Here is a 15,322-nt window from a genome sequence, read left to right as displayed (position 1 = left end):
CGCCGGAAACCGCTGTGGCTCGGGTTGATCGGTGACTCAAGCCGATCGGGCCAGCAGGGCGTCCAGCGCGCGGTAGCTGGCCTCCAGCCCCTCCGACATCCTCGACTCGAACATGCCGTCGCGTTCGAACGGGGTGTGGAACTGGCTGTCGGTGACCACTTTGGTGCGCCCGTCACCGAGGTCGACGAAGGTGGTGCTGTCGATCGCGACGTGCGCGGGCATGCCGTCCCATTCGAAGGACTGCACGATGCGCTCGCGCGGGGTGATCTCGCGGAACCGGCCTTCGAAGCCGTGCGCCTCGCCGTCGGCGTGCTCGACGAAGCGGTAGTGCCCGCCCTTGCGGAACTCCCAACGTTCGACGTCGAGGGTGTTGCCCCGGCCCCACCACTGGACCAGCTGCTCGATGCGGCTGTACGCCTCCCAGACCCGCTCGACCGGGGCGTTGAAGATCCGCTCCACGTGGATCTCCCGATCGCCGCTCTTGGTGACGGTGGCTTCGTTGGTTGTCGTGCTCATCTGTCCCGCTCCGTTCGTTCGAGGAATTCACCGAGACGGTCCATCCGCGCTTCCACCATCCGCCGGTAGCCCTGCAGCCACGCCAGCTCACGGTCGAAGACGTTCGCACCGAGCCGGCAGTACCTGACCCGGCCGCGCTTCTCCGTGTCGATCATGCCCGCCTCCTCCAGCAGTCGCAGGTGCTTCTTCATGCCCGTGAGGGTCATGTCGAACTGCTCGGCCAGCTCGGAGACGGTCGCGGGCCCGCGGGCGAGGCGCTCGAGGATCCCACGCCGGGTGGGATCCGCGAGCGCCCCGAACGAGGCGTCGAGGAAGTCATACTGAACCATCTAGTTCAGTATCGGATATGAGGCGGACCACGTCAACCCCTCGCGCGCGGTTGCTCCCGACATCCGCTCGCGCCCGGTAGGTTGACCGGAGATCTCCGGACTTTCCGGACAACGGCACGACAGGAAGACTTGCGATGCGTCTGAGCGCGACGACGATGCTGGCCGTGGTGGCCATCGGTCTGGCGGCGGGTACCGCCGACGCCCACCCCCATCCCGCCCCCGACCATTCGGCCCCGACCACCGCCGACACCCCACCCCATCTGCACGGCAGCGTCGCGGGACTGGACTACGTCGTCGCGGTGAGCGAGGACCGGCGGGCGACCGTGGCCGATCTGCCCGGTGGCCGCTTCGACCTGGTCCACGACGGCCGGGTGGTCACCGTCACCGGACCCGACGGGCAGATCCTGGCCGCCCTGCCGATGCTCGTGCGCGTCGCGGATCGCGCGGTCGAGCTGACCCCGACGGTGAGCGAGGGCGGCACCCGGCTGACCCTCACCCCGGCCGCGGGCGCGTCGGCACCGCTGCGTGACGTCAGCTCCCAGGACCGGTTCTGGGACGAGGTGAACCGGGCGATGCCGCAGATCCAGGCCGGCGCGGGGATCGGCGCGGTGATCGGCTTCCTGCTCGGCTTCCCGCTCGGGCTGTTCGTCTTCGACTTCATCACCGTGCCGCTCGGCACCGTGATCGGCGCGGCGGTCGGCGCGTTCGCCGGGCTCTACGCCGGTGGTGGACAACCCGCCGTGGATGCCGTGATCGCGTACCTGACCGGCCAGCCCTGAGGCACGACCAGCGCCGATCCAGAAATCCGAAACAAACCCTCGTCACACTGGCGCAAATGTGACTATGCTGCTGTTCCGATTGCGCTCACGCATCGAACCGGGCTTCCGGAACACCACGCACCGGATCCCAGAGATCCGCCTAGCAAGAGGACCTGCAGCATGTTCAGCTTCATCGCCCTGATCGACTCTGCCACCGCGAACTCGGTCGACTCCACCATGATCATCACCAACTTCCTCAACGCGTTCGTCACCGGTTCCGCGGGCTCGCAGAGCAACAACGGCGGCGTGGCTGTCTGACCACCAGCTCCGCGAACAGCAGAACGGCCCCCGCTCCGGATCGGAGCGGGGGCCGTTCGGTCGTTCGGACGCGGGTCAGCGGTAGTCGCTGAACCCGTAGTCGTCCAGCGGCACCGCGGCGCCGGTGGAGGAGCCGAAGCTGTCCGGGCTGTAGTAGGTGTCGTCGTAGGACGGCACCGCGTACGCCGCGGCACGCGCCTCCTCGGTCGGCTGAACCTGGATGTTGCGGTAGCGGTTGATACCGGTACCGGCCGGGATCAGCTTGCCGATGATCACGTTCTCCTTCAGACCGATGAGCTTGTCGGAGCGGCAGTTGATCGCCGCGTCCGTCAGGACCCTGGTGGTCTCCTGGAACGACGCCGCCGACAGCCACGAATCGGTGGCCAGCGACGCCTTGGTGATACCCATCAGCACCGGACGACCCGAGGCGGGCTCGCCGCCCTCGGCCACGACCCGGCGGTTGGCGGCCTCGAACTCGGCACGCTCGGTGAGCGAGCCGGGCAGGAACTCCGTCGAACCCGAGTCGATGATCGTCACGCGACGCAGCATCTGGCGCACGATGACCTCGATGTGCTTGTCGTGGATCGACACACCCTGGCTCCGGTAGACCTCCTGGACCTCGTGGACCAGGTGGACCTGAACCTGACGGGGGCCCATCACGCGCAGCACCTCGTGCGGATCGGCCGCGCCCTCCAGCAGCTGCTGGCCGACCTCGACGTGGTCGCCGTCGGACAGCAGTCGCTCGGTGCCGTCGTCGTGCTTGAACACGCGCAGGCGCTGACGCTTGGAGAGCTTGTCGTAGACGACTTCCTCGCCACCGTCATCGGGGATGATGGTGATCTTGTAGAAGCGGTCGTCGTCCTCGAGCCGCACGCGGCCCGAGACCTCCGCGATCGGGGCCTTGCCCTTGGGCACGCGGGCCTCGAACAGCTCCTGCACACGCGGCAGACCACCGGTGATGTCGTCACCGGCGACACCACCCTGGTGGAAGGTACGCATGGTCAGCTGGGTACCGGGCTCACCGATGGACTGGGCGGCGACGATGCCGACGGCCTCGCCGATGTCGACCAGCTTGCCGGTGGCCATCGAGCGGCCGTAGCAGGTCGCGCAGACGCCGGTGCCGGTGGTGCAGGTCAGCACGGAGCGGACCTTCACCTCGGTGATGCCCGCCTCGAGCAGCGCCTCCAGCGCCGGGTCGCCCAGATCGGCGCCCTTGGCCACGATGACGTTGCCGTTCGCGTCGACCGCGTCCGCGGCCAGGGTCCTGGCGTAGGTCGAGGTCTCCACGTGCGGGTCGCGGATGATCGAGCCGTCGGGCTGCTTCTCCGCGATCGGCACCACGATGCCGCGCTCGGTGCCGCAGTCGTGCTCGCGCACGATCACGTCCTGCGAGACGTCCACCAGACGACGGGTCAGGTAGCCCGAGTCGGCGGTACGCAGCGCGGTGTCGGCCAGACCCTTACGCGCGCCGTGGGTGTTGATGAAGTACTCCAGAACCGTCAGGCCCTCACGGAAGGAGGACTTGATCGGCCGCGGGATGAACTCACCCTTCGGGTTCGTCACCAGGCCCTTCATACCGGCGAGGGTACGGGTCTGGGTGAAGTTACCCGTGGCGCCCGAGTCGACGATCGTGATGATCGGGTTGTCGGCCGGGTAGTGCGCGCGCAGCGCCTTACCGACCTCTTCGGTCGCCTCCTGCCAGATCTTGACCAGGGCGTTGTTGCGCTCCTGGTGATCGAGCGCACCACGCTGGTACTTCTTCTCGATCTGATCCGACTGCGCCTCGTAGCGCTCCATGATCTCCGCCTTCTCCGGCGGCACGAGCACGTCGGACATGGAGACGGTGACACCCGAACGCGTGGCCCAGTAGAAGCCGGCGTCCTTGAGCTTGTCGACGGTCTGGGCGACCACGATCATCGGGTACCGCTCGGCGAGATCGTTGATGATCGTCGCCTGCCGCTTCTTCGGCATCGGCTCGTTGATGAACGGGTAGTCCGCGGGCAGCAGTTCGTTGAACAGCACCCGACCCAGCGTGGTCTCGGTGGTCCACGCGTCGCCGCGCTGCCAGCCCTCGGGGAACAGCTCCGCCTCGACGTCCTTGGGCGGACGCTGGTCGGTCAGGCGGACCTTGATCTTCGAGCGCACGGTCAGCTCGCCGCGGTCGACGGCCATCTGCGCCTCGGCGGGCGAGGAGTAGACGCCGAACTCCGGGGCGTCCGCGGTGGCCGGACGGTACTCGCCCTTGGCGCCCTCTTCCAGGCGGGTCAGGTAGTACAGGCCGGTCACCATGTCCAGACGCGGCATGGCCAGCGGGCGGCCGGACGCCGGGGACAGGATGTTGTTCGACGACAGCATCAGGATGCGCGCCTCGGCCTGCGCCTCCGCCGACAGCGGCAGGTGCACGGCCATCTGGTCACCGTCGAAGTCGGCGTTGAACGCCTCACAGACCAGCGGGTGCAGCTGGATGGCCTTGCCTTCCACCAGCTGCGGCTCGAAGGCCTGGATACCCAGGCGGTGCAGGGTGGGCGCGCGGTTGAGCAGCACCGGGTGCTCGGCGATGACCTCTTCGAGGACGTCCCACACCTGCGGGCGCTGCCGCTCCACCATCCGCTTGGCGGACTTGATGTTCTGCGCGTGGTTCAGGTCGACCAGGCGCTTCATCACGAACGGCTTGAACAGCTCGAGCGCCATCAGCTTGGGCAGACCGCACTGGTGCAGCTTGAGCTGCGGGCCGACGACGATGACGGAACGGCCCGAGTAGTCGACACGCTTGCCGAGCAGGTTCTGGCGGAACCGGCCCTGCTTGCCCTTGAGCAGATCCGACAGCGACTTGAGCGGACGGTTGCCCGGTCCGGTGACCGGACGGCCGCGGCGGCCGTTGTCGAACAGCGCGTCCACCGACTCCTGCAGCATCCGCTTCTCGTTGTTGACGATGATCTCGGGCGCGCCGAGGTCGATCAGTCGCTTGAGGCGGTTGTTGCGGTTGATGACGCGGCGGTACAGGTCGTTCAGGTCGGAGGTGGCGAAGCGGCCACCGTCGAGCTGGACCATCGGGCGCAGTTCCGGCGGGATCACCGGAACGGCGTCGAGCACCATGCCCATCGGCGAGTTGCCGTTGGCCTGGAAGGCCGCGACGACCTTGAGCCGCTTGAGCGCGCGCAGCTTCTTCTGGCCCTTGCCGGTGCGGATGGTCTCGCGCAGCGACTCGGCCTCGGCGTCGATGTCGAAGTTCTCCATCAGCTTCTGGATGGACTCCGCACCCATGGCGCCGGTGAAGTACTCGCCGTAGCGGTCGGTGAGCTCGCGGTAGAGCACCTCGTCCACGATGAGCTGCTTGGGGGCCAGCTTGGTGAAGGTGTTCCAGATCTCGTCGAGCCGGTCCAGCTCACGCTGGGCGCGGTCGCGGATCTGGCGCATCTCGCGCTCGCCGCCGTCCTTGACCTTGCGGCGCACGTCGGACTTGGCGCCCTCGGCCTCCAGCTCGGCCAGGTCGGCCTCGAGCTTCTGCGCGCGGGCCTCGAGGTCGGCGTCGCGCTGGTCGGCGACGGCCTTCTTCTCGACCTCCATCTCCGCCTCGAGGGTGGAGAGCTCGTTGTGGCGCAGTTCCTCGTCGACCGAGGTGATGACGTAGGCGGCGAAGTAGATGATCTTCTCGAGATCCTTCGGCGCCAGGTCCAGCAGGTAGCCCAGGCGCGACGGGACGCCCTTGAAGTACCAGATGTGGGTGACGGGGGCGGCCAGCTCGATGTGGCCCATCCGCTCACGACGCACCTTGGCGCGGGTCACCTCGACGCCACAGCGCTCACAGATGATGCCCTTGAAGCGCACGCGCTTGTACTTGCCGCAGTAGCACTCCCAGTCCCGGGTGGGACCGAAGATCTTCTCGCAGAACAAGCCGTCCTTCTCCGGCTTGAGCGTGCGGTAGTTGATGGTCTCCGGCTTCTTCACCTCGCCGTAGGACCACTGGCGGATGTCGTCGGCGGTGGCCAGGCCGATCCGGAGTTCATCGAAGAAGTTGACGTCTAGCACGTAACTTCCTTTCCCCTGTGCGGGTCGAATTCGAGCAAAAGTTCACTAGTGAGGTTCGGGCGGAAACCCGGCCGAGCACTCGTATCGAGCGCGGGAGGGCGGATGCGCGGTTCTCGCATCCGCCCCGACCGCCTAGTTCGCCAAATCGTCGACAGTGGCCGCTTCGTTCCTGGACAGGTTGATGCCCAGGTTCGCCGCGGCGCGCTCCAGGTCCTCGTCCTCGCCTTCGCGCAACTCGATCGCGGCGCCGTCGGACGACAGCACCTCGACGTTGAGGCACAGCGACTGGAGTTCCTTGAGGAGCACCTTGAACGACTCCGGAATGCCCGGCTCCGGAATGTTCTCGCCCTTGACGATCGCCTCGTAGACCTTCACGCGGCCGACGACGTCGTCGGACTTGATCGTCAGCAGTTCCTGCAGGGTGTAGGCCGCGCCGTAGGCCTGCATCGCCCAGCACTCCATCTCACCGAAGCGCTGGCCACCGAACTGGGCCTTACCACCGAGCGGCTGCTGGGTGATCATCGAGTACGGGCCGGTGGAGCGCGCGTGGATCTTGTCGTCGACCAGGTGGTGCAGCTTCAGGATGTACATGTAGCCCACCGCCACCGGGTACGGGAACGGCTCACCGGAACGACCGTCGAACAGCACGGCCTTGCCGTTGTCGTCGACCATCCGCTCGCCGTCACGGTTGGGCAGCGTCGAGCCCAGCAGACCCGTCAGCTCCTCCTCGCGGGCACCGTCGAACACCGGAGTCGCGATGTTGGAGTCCGCGGGGGCCTCCCACATCTCCTCCGGCAGATCCTTGGCCCACTCGGGGTTGCCCTCGACCTTCCAGCCGGCTTTGCCGATCCAGCCGAGGTGGGTTTCCAGGATCTGGCCGATGTTCATCCGCCGCGGCACACCGTGGGTGTTGAGGATGATGTCGACCGGGGTGCCATCGGGCAGGAACGGCATGTCCTCGGTGGGCAGGATCTTGCCGATCACACCCTTGTTCCCGTGCCGACCGGCCAGCTTGTCACCGTCTTGGATCTTGCGCTTCTGCGCCACATACACCCGCACCAACTCGTTGACACCGGGCGGCAGATCGTCATCGTCCTCCCGGGAGAACACCCGGATCCCGATGACCTTGCCCGACTCACCGTGGGGCACCTTCAACGAGGTATCACGCACCTCACGCGCCTTCTCCCCGAAGATCGCCCGCAGCAACCGCTCCTCCGGCGTCAGCTCGGTCTCACCCTTGGGCGTGACCTTACCGACCAGGATGTCACCATCACGCACCTCCGCACCGATCCGCACGATGCCACGCTCGTCCAGATCCGCCAACACCTCATCGGAGACATTCGGAATGTCGCGAGTGATCTCCTCGGCACCGAGCTTGGTGTCACGAGCATCGATCTCGTGCTCCTCGATATGGATCGAGGTCAACACATCCTGCTCCACCAACCGCTGGGACAAGATGATCGCGTCCTCGTAGTTGTGCCCCTCCCACGGCATGATCGCCACCAACAGGTTCTTACCCAGCGCCATCTCACCGTTCTCGGTGCACGGCCCATCAGCCAACACCTGCCCGGCCTCGACCCGCTGACCCTCGTCCACGATCGGCCGCTGATTCGAACACGTCCCCTGGTTCGACCGGTTGAACTTCCGCATCCGATACGACTTACGAGTCCCGTCATCGGCCATCACCGTGACGTAATCGGCCGAAACCTCCTCGACCACACCGGCCTTCTCGTTCACCACCACATCACCGGCATCCACCGCCGCACGCAGCTCCATACCGGTACCCACGATCGGCGCCTCCGACCGAATCAACGGCACCGCCTGACGCTGCATATTCGCACCCATCAGCGCACGGTTGGCATCATCATGCTCGAGGAACGGAATCATCGCCGTCGCCACCGACACCATCTGCCGCGGCGACACATCCATGAAGTCGACCTCGGTCGCGGCGACGTACTCCATCTCCTCGTTGCCGCGGCGGCACAGCACGCGGTCCTCGAGGAAACGGCCGTCGGGGCCGACCGGCGAGTTGGCCTGGGCCCGGACGTGCCGGTCCTCCTCGTCGGCGGTGAGGTAGACGACCTCGTCGGTGACCCGGCCGTCGACGACCTTGCGGTACGGGGTCTCGATGAAGCCGAACGGGTTGACCCGCGCGTACACCGACAGCGAACCGATCAGGCCGATGTTCGGGCCTTCCGGGGTCTCGATCGGGCACATGCGGCCGTAGTGCGAGGGGTGCACGTCGCGCACTTCCAGGCCGGCGCGCTCACGGGACAGACCGCCGGGGCCCAGCGCCGAGAGGCGGCGCTTGTGGGTCAGGCCCGAGAGCGGGTTGTTCTGGTCCATGAACTGCGACAGCTGCGAGGTGCCGAAGAACTCCTTGATCGCGGCCACGACCGGCCGGATGTTGATCAGGGTCTGCGGCGTGATGGCCTCGACGTCCTGGGTGGTCATGCGCTCACGCACGACGCGCTCCATGCGCGAGAGGCCGACCCGGATCTGGTTCTGGATCAGCTCGCCGACGGTGCGCAGGCGACGGTTGCCGAAGTGGTCGATGTCGTCGACCTCGACGGGCACCTCGACGCCGCCGGGGGCGGTCATCGTCTTGTCACCGGCGTGCAGGCGCACCAGGTACTCGATGGTGGTGACGATGTCTTCCTTCGTCAGCACCGAACCGGTGACCGGCTCGCCCACGTGGATGCCGAGCTTCTTGTTGATCTTGTAGCGGCCGACCCGCGCCAGGTCGTAGCGCTTCTCCTTGAAGAACAGATTCTCCAGCAGGGTCTGCGCCGACTCCTTGGTCGGCGGCTCGCCCGGACGCAGCTTGCGGTAGATGTCGAGCAGCGCCTCGTCCTGGCCGGCGGTGTTGTCCTTCTCCAGGGTGGACATCATGATCTCGGAGAAGCCGAAGCGCTCGGCGATCTCCTCGGTGGTCCAGCCCAGCGCCTTGAGCAGCACGGTGACCGGCTGACGGCGCTTGCGGTCGATGCGCACGCCCACGGTGTCGCGCTTGTCGACGTCGAACTCCAGCCACGCGCCGCGCGACGGGATCACGCGCACGCTGTGCAGGTCCTTCTCGGTGCCCTTGTCGATGCTGTGATCGAAGTACACACCCGGCGAACGCACCAGCTGCGAGACGACCACGCGCTCGGTGCCGTTGATGATGAACGTGCCCTTGTCGGTCATCATCGGGAAATCACCCATGAAGACCGTCTGGCTCTTGATCTCACCGGTGTTGTTGTTGATGAACTCCGCGGTGACGAACAGCGGCGCCGCGTAGGTCATGTCCTTTTCTTTGCACTCGTCGATCGAGGCCTTGACCTCTTCGAAGCGAGGATCGGAGAAGGACAGGGACATGGAGCCGGAGAAGTCCTCGATGGGCGAGAGCTCCTCGAGCACCTCCTCCAGTCCACCGACCAGCCCGACGTCGCCGCGAGCGGCAGCCCGCTCACGCCATTCCGGCGAGCCGATCAACCAGGCGAACGATTCCGTTTGTAGATCGAGAAGACCGGGCACCTCCAAGGGCTCACGAATCTTCGCGAAAGACACCCGCTTCGGGGCTCCGGGGATTCCGGCAACTGCCTTGGTCTGGGTGGAGACTGCCAAGATGCGTCCTTCCAGCACCTCACGCGCGTCGCGTGGTGGTCCGCGACCGTCGCTTGCTTCTGCTACGAATTCCGCTGGTCACGACCCGAACGAAACTCGAACAGGCAACAACGGAAGTAACACCGGAAGGTGGAACTCACGTGTGCGAATCGAGGTATGGACAGGAGGCAGCCAGCGCAACGTCCAAACTTACACCCCTGAACACGGATGTGTCAAAGTACCATCCGTGTGATGTCACACAGCGGTGGCGCGCCGACACGTGTCCGACCCACACCTCCGCACCCGGGACGCTGGCTGCGCCGGGAGCCACGGAGCCGCTGGGACCACCTGTGACAGCTGCCGCTGTTGTGAATAGCGTGACGTGTCGGGCGAAACTCGTCAAGTGGCAGGCCCGGCGGCGGCCCGCCGAGAACCGCTGGGCCAGTACAAGATCACTGGTCGACGATGTCGGCGGCCAGCCAGCGCCCGTCCACCTTGCGCATCCGCAGCACCACCGGGCCCGCGACGCTCTGCTGCGCGACACCGTCCTTGGTGGCGCTGACCACCAGGTTCACCAGCAACTCGGCGCGGTCCTCGGTGAGCATCGTCACCCCGACCGGTTCCGGCTTGGCATCGGCGCTGGTCTGCGCCTGTTTGATGGCCTCGATGGTGGTGCCGGCGAACTTGTCCAGGTCCTCGGCCATCTTGTCGGTGACCACCTGGCGAACCTTGTCCTGGTAGCCGTCGATGTCGGCGATGTCGTAGCCGTAGATCGTGCGCAGCGCGTTGTCGGCGGCGGCGCGCACCTCCTCGGTGGCCGCGCCGTCGACGAAGGCGGCGTTCGAGTCGTTCACCCCCGGCCGCAGCGCGGCCACCGCGGCGAACGCGGCCAGCACGGCGGCGGCCACCACCGCGGCCGTCGTCCAGCTCGCCCCGAACCGTTGCCGGGACGGGGTGGGCTCGGTTCGCGCTGCCACCGACTTGTCCAACCGGACGGCCGCCGGACGGCTCGCCGGCTCCTGTCCGCGGGTGGTGCGCCGCCGGGTGGGCCGGACCCGGGCGGGGCGACCGGCTGCCTGCTCCGACGCGCCGCGGTCGGGCGGGGTGCCTGCGCTCCGGCGACCGGTATCGGCGGAACGGCGGGCGGCCGCGGTGTCCGGGGTGGGGCGGCCGCGCGGGTCCGACGCCCGACGTCGGGTGGCGTCCGAGCCGGAGTCGGCGGCGGGCTTGCGCTTGGGGGTGACGCGGTTGACCGGCCTGCGCTCGTTCATCGGTTCCCCTCCTGCGCGGGTTCGGTCGGCGCCGGTTGCCCGGGCTGATCGGCGCCGGGCTGGTCCTGCGCGCCGGGCTGGTCCTGTGGGCCGGGGCCGCTGAGCAGCACCGGCTGACTCAGCGAGGCGACCTGCTCGGCCTTCCACACCTCGCCGTCCTTGGCCATCGACAGGCTCCAGGTGTAGCGGTAGTCGGAGGGGGCCCGGTCCGGCTTGGTCTCGGTCACCTGGAGCACGACCAGGGCGGTGGCGTGGTCGCGTTCGCCGGTGAGTTCGGTCAGCGCCGCACCCAGCACCTTGGCCGACATCCCCACCCCGGCCTGGGTCGCCATCTGCTCGGACTGCGCGCGGTTCTTCTCCGCCGATTCGAGGATCGCCCCGGTCATCGAGGAGCGGGCCAGCGCCAGCGAGCCCGGAACGTCGTCGATGTTCATCGAGGTCATGTTGATCGCGGCCTGCCGGGCGGCGTCGAGGGCGCTGTCGCGGGCATCGGCCCGCGCGCCGTCGACGAACGCCGCGCGGGCCCAGCCGACGCCGAACCAGAGGGCGGCGGCGAGCGCGGCGACGAGGGCCGCCACCGCCAGGGCCGTCACCAGGGCGGGCGGGCGGGTGGCGCCGTCGTCCGGGGCGCGCTCCTGCTCCGCGCCGTCCGCCGCCTGCGCCTCCGTCGGCGGCGCGGCCACCTCGGCCTGCGGCGCGGCGTCCTCGGGCGTGACCGGTTCCTTGGACTGCTCACTCACGAGGGGACACCCTAACGTCGTCGTTGCCGGTCACCGCTTCGGCGTGACCCCGAGCAGGGTCGCCAGCTGCACGGCCACCGGGTTCAGGTTCAGCTTGTCCGGATCGGTCTTGGGCTTGCCGTCCCACGGTTGCGGGACGCTCGGGTCGGCGAGTTCGGCCCGCTCACCGCCGCGTACGGCGGTCGGATTACCGAACGGCACGGTGCATTTCGCGTCCTTGTTGAACGGGAACTCGTCGCGGGTGTCGTCGAAGTCGGGGTCGGCCGCCTTCATCTCCTCCAGGATGCGCTGTGTCCCCTCGTAGCCGACAGTGCAGGCGGGCGGGTTGTTCACCTCGAGCACCAGGCCGAAGTGGCTGGTCCCGTCGCCGGGCGCGGTCGCCGAGGCGCCCAGCGACAGCTGCGGCAGCATCTGCAGCAGGGGGCGCAGGGCGTAGAACTTCGGCGAGATCTCCTTCAGCAGTGTGCGCAGGTGGGCGAGGTCCTCGGTGAGCGCGCCGCCACTCTCGGCGAGCAGCGCGTCGAGCTGGGCGCCCGCGTCGGTGCCGGTGCCGATGAGCCTGCGCACCGCGGGATCGCTGGCCTTCAGTTGCAGCGTCAGCCGGTCCAGCCCGTCGCTGAAACGGCGGATCGCCTCGCCCTGCTCGGCCTGCGTCGCCAGCGCCAGCCGGCCGTCGCGGATGAGCTGGATGGTCTGCGGCAGCGTGTCGTGGAAGGTCGCGGTGAACTCGTTGAGCGAGCGGAGGAACACCTGCAGGTCCTCGCCCTTGCCGTCGAGGGCCTTGCCGAGCTCGGTGACGGTGGTGTTGAGCGCGGCCAGGTCCACCGTGCGGGTGAACTCGTCCACGCTGGCGACCAGCTGCTCGACCGCGACGGGTGTGGTCGCGCCGTCGATGACCGAGCCCTCCCGCAGGTAGGGCGCACCGTCGCTGTCGGGCTGGAGATCGAGGTACTGCTCGCCGATGGCCGAGCGGTTGGCCACCACGGCCTTGGCCGAGGCCGGGATCTTCGGCGCCCCGTTGTCGATGTCGAGGATCATGCGCACGCCGTCGTCGGTGAGGGCGAGGTCGCCGACCCGGCCGACCGGCACGCCGCGGTAGGTCACCTCCGCGCCCTTGTACAGGCCGCCGGTCTGCTGGGCGGTGACCTCCACGCGGTACTGGCCGAAGCCGAGCATGTGGTCGACCCGGATGTACTTCCCGCCGACGAACAGCACGCCCACCACCGCGAGCACGACGAAGATCACCAGCTGTACGCGCACCAGCCTGCTCATCGCGGCGCACCCCCTTCGGTCGCGGGCGGCCGCACCCCGAACTGTTCGAGGATCGGGCCGAGCGGATCGGGCAGCGCGGGCGCGCCGGGCAGCGGCACCGCGGCCATCGTCGGCGGCAGCGGCAGCAGCGAGACCGTCGGCCAGCCGGGCCGCGGGCCGTTGCCGTTGTAGTACGGGTTGCTCGGATCGACGTTCACCGGCGGGCCGTAGGGCGGCGGCATGTACACCGGGTCGCCCTTGCCGACGCCGAGGTTGCTCAACGTGGTGCCGATCTGCAGGTCCACCGACAGCCAGGTGTTGACCTGCCCGCCGAAGGTGCTCTCCAGTGCCGCGTCGGGGAACGGATAGGTCGGCACCAGCGGCAGCGCGGTGACCAGGTCCGGCGCGGACCGGGCGAGTTCCTGCAGGGTCGGGCGCAGCGCGCTCAGGTCGCGGATCAGGTCGTCCTTGGCGGTGTCGAGCACGTCGAACCCGGCCTGCCCGACCCGGTCGAGCTGGGTGAGCAGCGAGATCAGCTGCGGCCGTTGCTCTTCCAGGATCCGGATACCCTCGGGCAGTTCGTCGATGATCTTGGCGATCTGCTCGGTCTGTCCGCTCACCCGGCTGCTGAGCGTCGCCAGTCCGTCGATGGCGCGGGTGATGTCCTCGACCTGTTCGTTCAGTCCGCCGATGAGTGTGTTCGCCTGTTCGAGCAGCGAGCGGGTGCGCTCCTCGCGGCCGCCGAGCGCCTTGTTCACCTCGGTGATGATCGGCTGCAACTGCGCGACCCCGCCGCCGTTGAGCAGCAGCGACATCGCGCCGAGCACCTGCTCGACCTCGGTGGCGTGCCTGGTGCGTTCGACCGGGATGACCGCCCCGTCGCCAAGCCGCGCCGAGCCGGCGTCGCCCTCCGGCGGCGCGGACAGTTCGATGAACTTCTCACCGAGCAGATTCGACTGGCGCACCTCGGCCCTGGCATCGGCGGGCAGGTCGACCGACCCGTTGACGATGGTGCGCACAGTGGCGGTCCAGCCGTCCTCGGCCAGGCCGATCTCCTCGACCCGGCCCACCGGCACGCCCTCCACCTTCACCGCCGACTGCGGCACCAGGTCGAGCACGTCGTCGAAGCGGATGTCGATGCGGATGGGGTGCTCCCCCAGGTCCGCGCCACCGGGCAGCGGCACGCTGTAGATGCCGTCGGCCGAGCACGAACCGACCAGCGCGGCGGTCGCGGCGATCGCGACGGCGGCGAGCATCCTCGTGGCGGGCAAGCGCATACGCATCACCGGTCTCCCTGCTCGGAGGGCGGCAGCTGATCCGAGGGCGTGCCGGGCACGGTGCCGGGCACCGGCGCCCGCTGCTGGTTCTCACCGCTGAGGATGCCGAACGGCAGGATCAGCGTGGGCGTCTGCACACCGGCGGTGATCTGGTCGGTGATCTCCTTGCAGTGGTCGAGCACCGGCCGCATCTGCCTGCCCAGCGCCTCGAAGCGCGGATCGCCCGGCATGAGTTTGCCGAGGTCGAGCATCTTGCACACGATGCCGAAGGGGTCCTGCAGATCGGTGAGGTTGGGGCGCATGTCGAGCGTGCCCGATTCGGCGTTGTGGATATTGATCAGGTTGCTCAGCGCGACCGGCAGCACCGGCAGCGCGGCGGCGAGGTCGTCGCTCTGCTCGGCGAGGGTCCGGGTGAGGGTGGTCAGCGCGGTGGCGTTCTGCTCGACGAGCGCGCGATTGTCGTCGACGAAGCGGGCCACATCGCCCAGCGCCACCGAGAGCAGTTGCAGCGCCTCGCCGAGATTCTGGCGTTCGTCGGCCAGGAAGCTCGCCAGGTCGGCCAGTTGCGCGTTGAACTGGCGCACCTGGGCATCGTTGGTGGCCAGCATGCTCACGAAGGTCTGCAGGTGCTTGACCGTCTCGAAGATGTCGCCGCGCGCCTCGGACAGGTACCTGGCCGCGCCGGAGAGCTGGGTGATGCTCTCGGCCAGCGCCGCACCGTTGCCGGCGAGGTTGGCCGCCGAGGTGCGCACCAGCTCGTTGACCGCGCCTTCCCGGTTGGCGCCGTCGGGGCCGAGCGCCTCGGACAGTTCGGTGATGCTGTTGTAGAGCTGATCCACCTCGACCGGCGTGACGGTGCGCTCGCGCGGGATGGTGCCGTTGCGGTCCATCTTCGGCCCGCCGGTGTAGACCGGGGTGAGCTGGATGTAGCGGTCGGCGACCACCGACGGCGTGATCTGCGCGGCCTGCGCGTCGGCGGGCACGTCGTAGTCGCCGTCCACCGCCAGCACGACCTTCACCTGATCGCCCTGCGGCACCACCGATTCCACCGAGCCCACCGGCACACCGAGGATCCGCACGTCCGAACCCTCGTAGATGCCGACCGAACGGTCGAAGTAGGCGGCGATCCTGGTGGTGGTCCAGCGGTCGAGGCCCCACCACAGCACACCGGCGGCCACCACGGCGACCGCGACCACCAGCGCGATCGCGACCCGCGCGCCGCGCCTGCCCTGCACTCCGGCGGCCACG

General features: G+C 68.3%; 11 protein-coding genes. 2 read left to right on the top strand and 9 right to left on the bottom strand.

Annotated features, from left to right (window positions below):
- Positions 1–36 precede the first annotated feature (36 nt).
- Together AMO33_RS23310 and AMO33_RS23305 are read right to left on the bottom strand one after the other, a co-directional pair.
- On the bottom strand, positions 37–516 hold the full coding sequence (locus tag AMO33_RS23310; protein ID WP_060594280.1) for an SRPBCC family protein: 480 nt from the start codon (positions 514–516) through the stop codon (positions 37–39).
- Positions 513–845 (bottom strand): ArsR/SmtB family transcription factor, encoded by a 333-nt coding sequence (locus AMO33_RS23305; RefSeq protein WP_011211629.1) that lies wholly within the window; start codon positions 843–845, stop codon positions 513–515. The genes AMO33_RS23310 and AMO33_RS23305 overlap by 4 nt, the downstream gene beginning before the upstream one ends.
- Before the next feature lie 134 nt (positions 846–979).
- Here AMO33_RS23305 and AMO33_RS23300 point away from each other — a divergent pair, with 134 nt between their 5' ends.
- Together AMO33_RS23300 and AMO33_RS31710 are read left to right on the top strand one after the other, a co-directional pair.
- Positions 980–1,624: a hypothetical protein gene (locus AMO33_RS23300; RefSeq protein ID WP_060594277.1), complete on the top strand. Its 645-nt coding sequence runs from the start codon at positions 980–982 to the stop codon at positions 1,622–1,624.
- A gap of 159 nt (positions 1,625–1,783) precedes the next feature.
- The gene (locus AMO33_RS31710; protein WP_157838455.1) at positions 1,784–1,921 is read left to right on the top strand and encodes a hypothetical protein; all 138 of its coding nucleotides are present in this window, start codon (positions 1,784–1,786) and stop codon (positions 1,919–1,921) included.
- A 75-nt stretch (positions 1,922–1,996) separates the two neighbouring features.
- Here the strand turns inward: AMO33_RS31710 and AMO33_RS23295 are convergent, their stop codons facing one another.
- From AMO33_RS23295 to AMO33_RS23265, 7 genes are all read right to left on the bottom strand, one after another.
- A complete protein-coding gene (locus AMO33_RS23295) occupies positions 1,997–5,950 on the bottom strand; it encodes a DNA-directed RNA polymerase subunit beta' (protein WP_011211632.1) in 3,954 nt (1,317 codons plus the stop codon).
- Positions 5,951–6,082: 132 nt separating this feature from the next.
- Entirely contained in the window at positions 6,083–9,574 is a 3,492-nt protein-coding gene (gene rpoB / locus AMO33_RS23290) for a DNA-directed RNA polymerase subunit beta (RefSeq protein WP_011211633.1), read from the bottom strand.
- 413 nt (positions 9,575–9,987) lie between these two features.
- Positions 9,988–10,806 carry a hypothetical protein gene (locus AMO33_RS23285; protein WP_060594276.1) on the bottom strand — a complete coding sequence of 273 codons (819 nt, stop codon included), beginning with the start codon at positions 10,804–10,806 and terminating at the stop codon, positions 9,988–9,990.
- On the bottom strand, positions 10,803–11,546 hold the full coding sequence (locus AMO33_RS23280; protein WP_060594274.1) for a hypothetical protein: 744 nt from the start codon (positions 11,544–11,546) through the stop codon (positions 10,803–10,805). Before AMO33_RS23280 ends, AMO33_RS23285 begins: the two co-directional genes overlap by 4 nt.
- A gap of 30 nt (positions 11,547–11,576) precedes the next feature.
- Positions 11,577–12,818 carry an MCE family protein gene (locus AMO33_RS23275; RefSeq protein ID WP_060594272.1) on the bottom strand — a complete coding sequence of 414 codons (1,242 nt, stop codon included), beginning with the start codon at positions 12,816–12,818 and terminating at the stop codon, positions 11,577–11,579.
- The gene (locus AMO33_RS23270) at positions 12,815–14,080 is read right to left on the bottom strand and encodes an MCE family protein (RefSeq protein WP_011211637.1); all 1,266 of its coding nucleotides are present in this window, start codon (positions 14,078–14,080) and stop codon (positions 12,815–12,817) included. Before AMO33_RS23270 ends, AMO33_RS23275 begins: the two co-directional genes overlap by 4 nt.
- On the bottom strand, positions 14,080–15,321 hold the full coding sequence (locus AMO33_RS23265; RefSeq protein WP_082668788.1) for an MCE family protein: 1,242 nt from the start codon (positions 15,319–15,321) through the stop codon (positions 14,080–14,082). Before AMO33_RS23265 ends, AMO33_RS23270 begins: the two co-directional genes overlap by 1 nt.
- Position 15,322: the final 1 nt, after the last annotated feature.

The sequence above is a fragment of the Nocardia farcinica genome (genome assembly GCF_001182745.1).
Taxonomy (GTDB): Bacteria; Actinomycetota; Actinomycetes; order Mycobacteriales; family Mycobacteriaceae; genus Nocardia; species Nocardia farcinica.
Note: the sequence above shows the minus strand (reverse complement) of the source record. Positions and strands in the feature narration are given on the sequence as shown.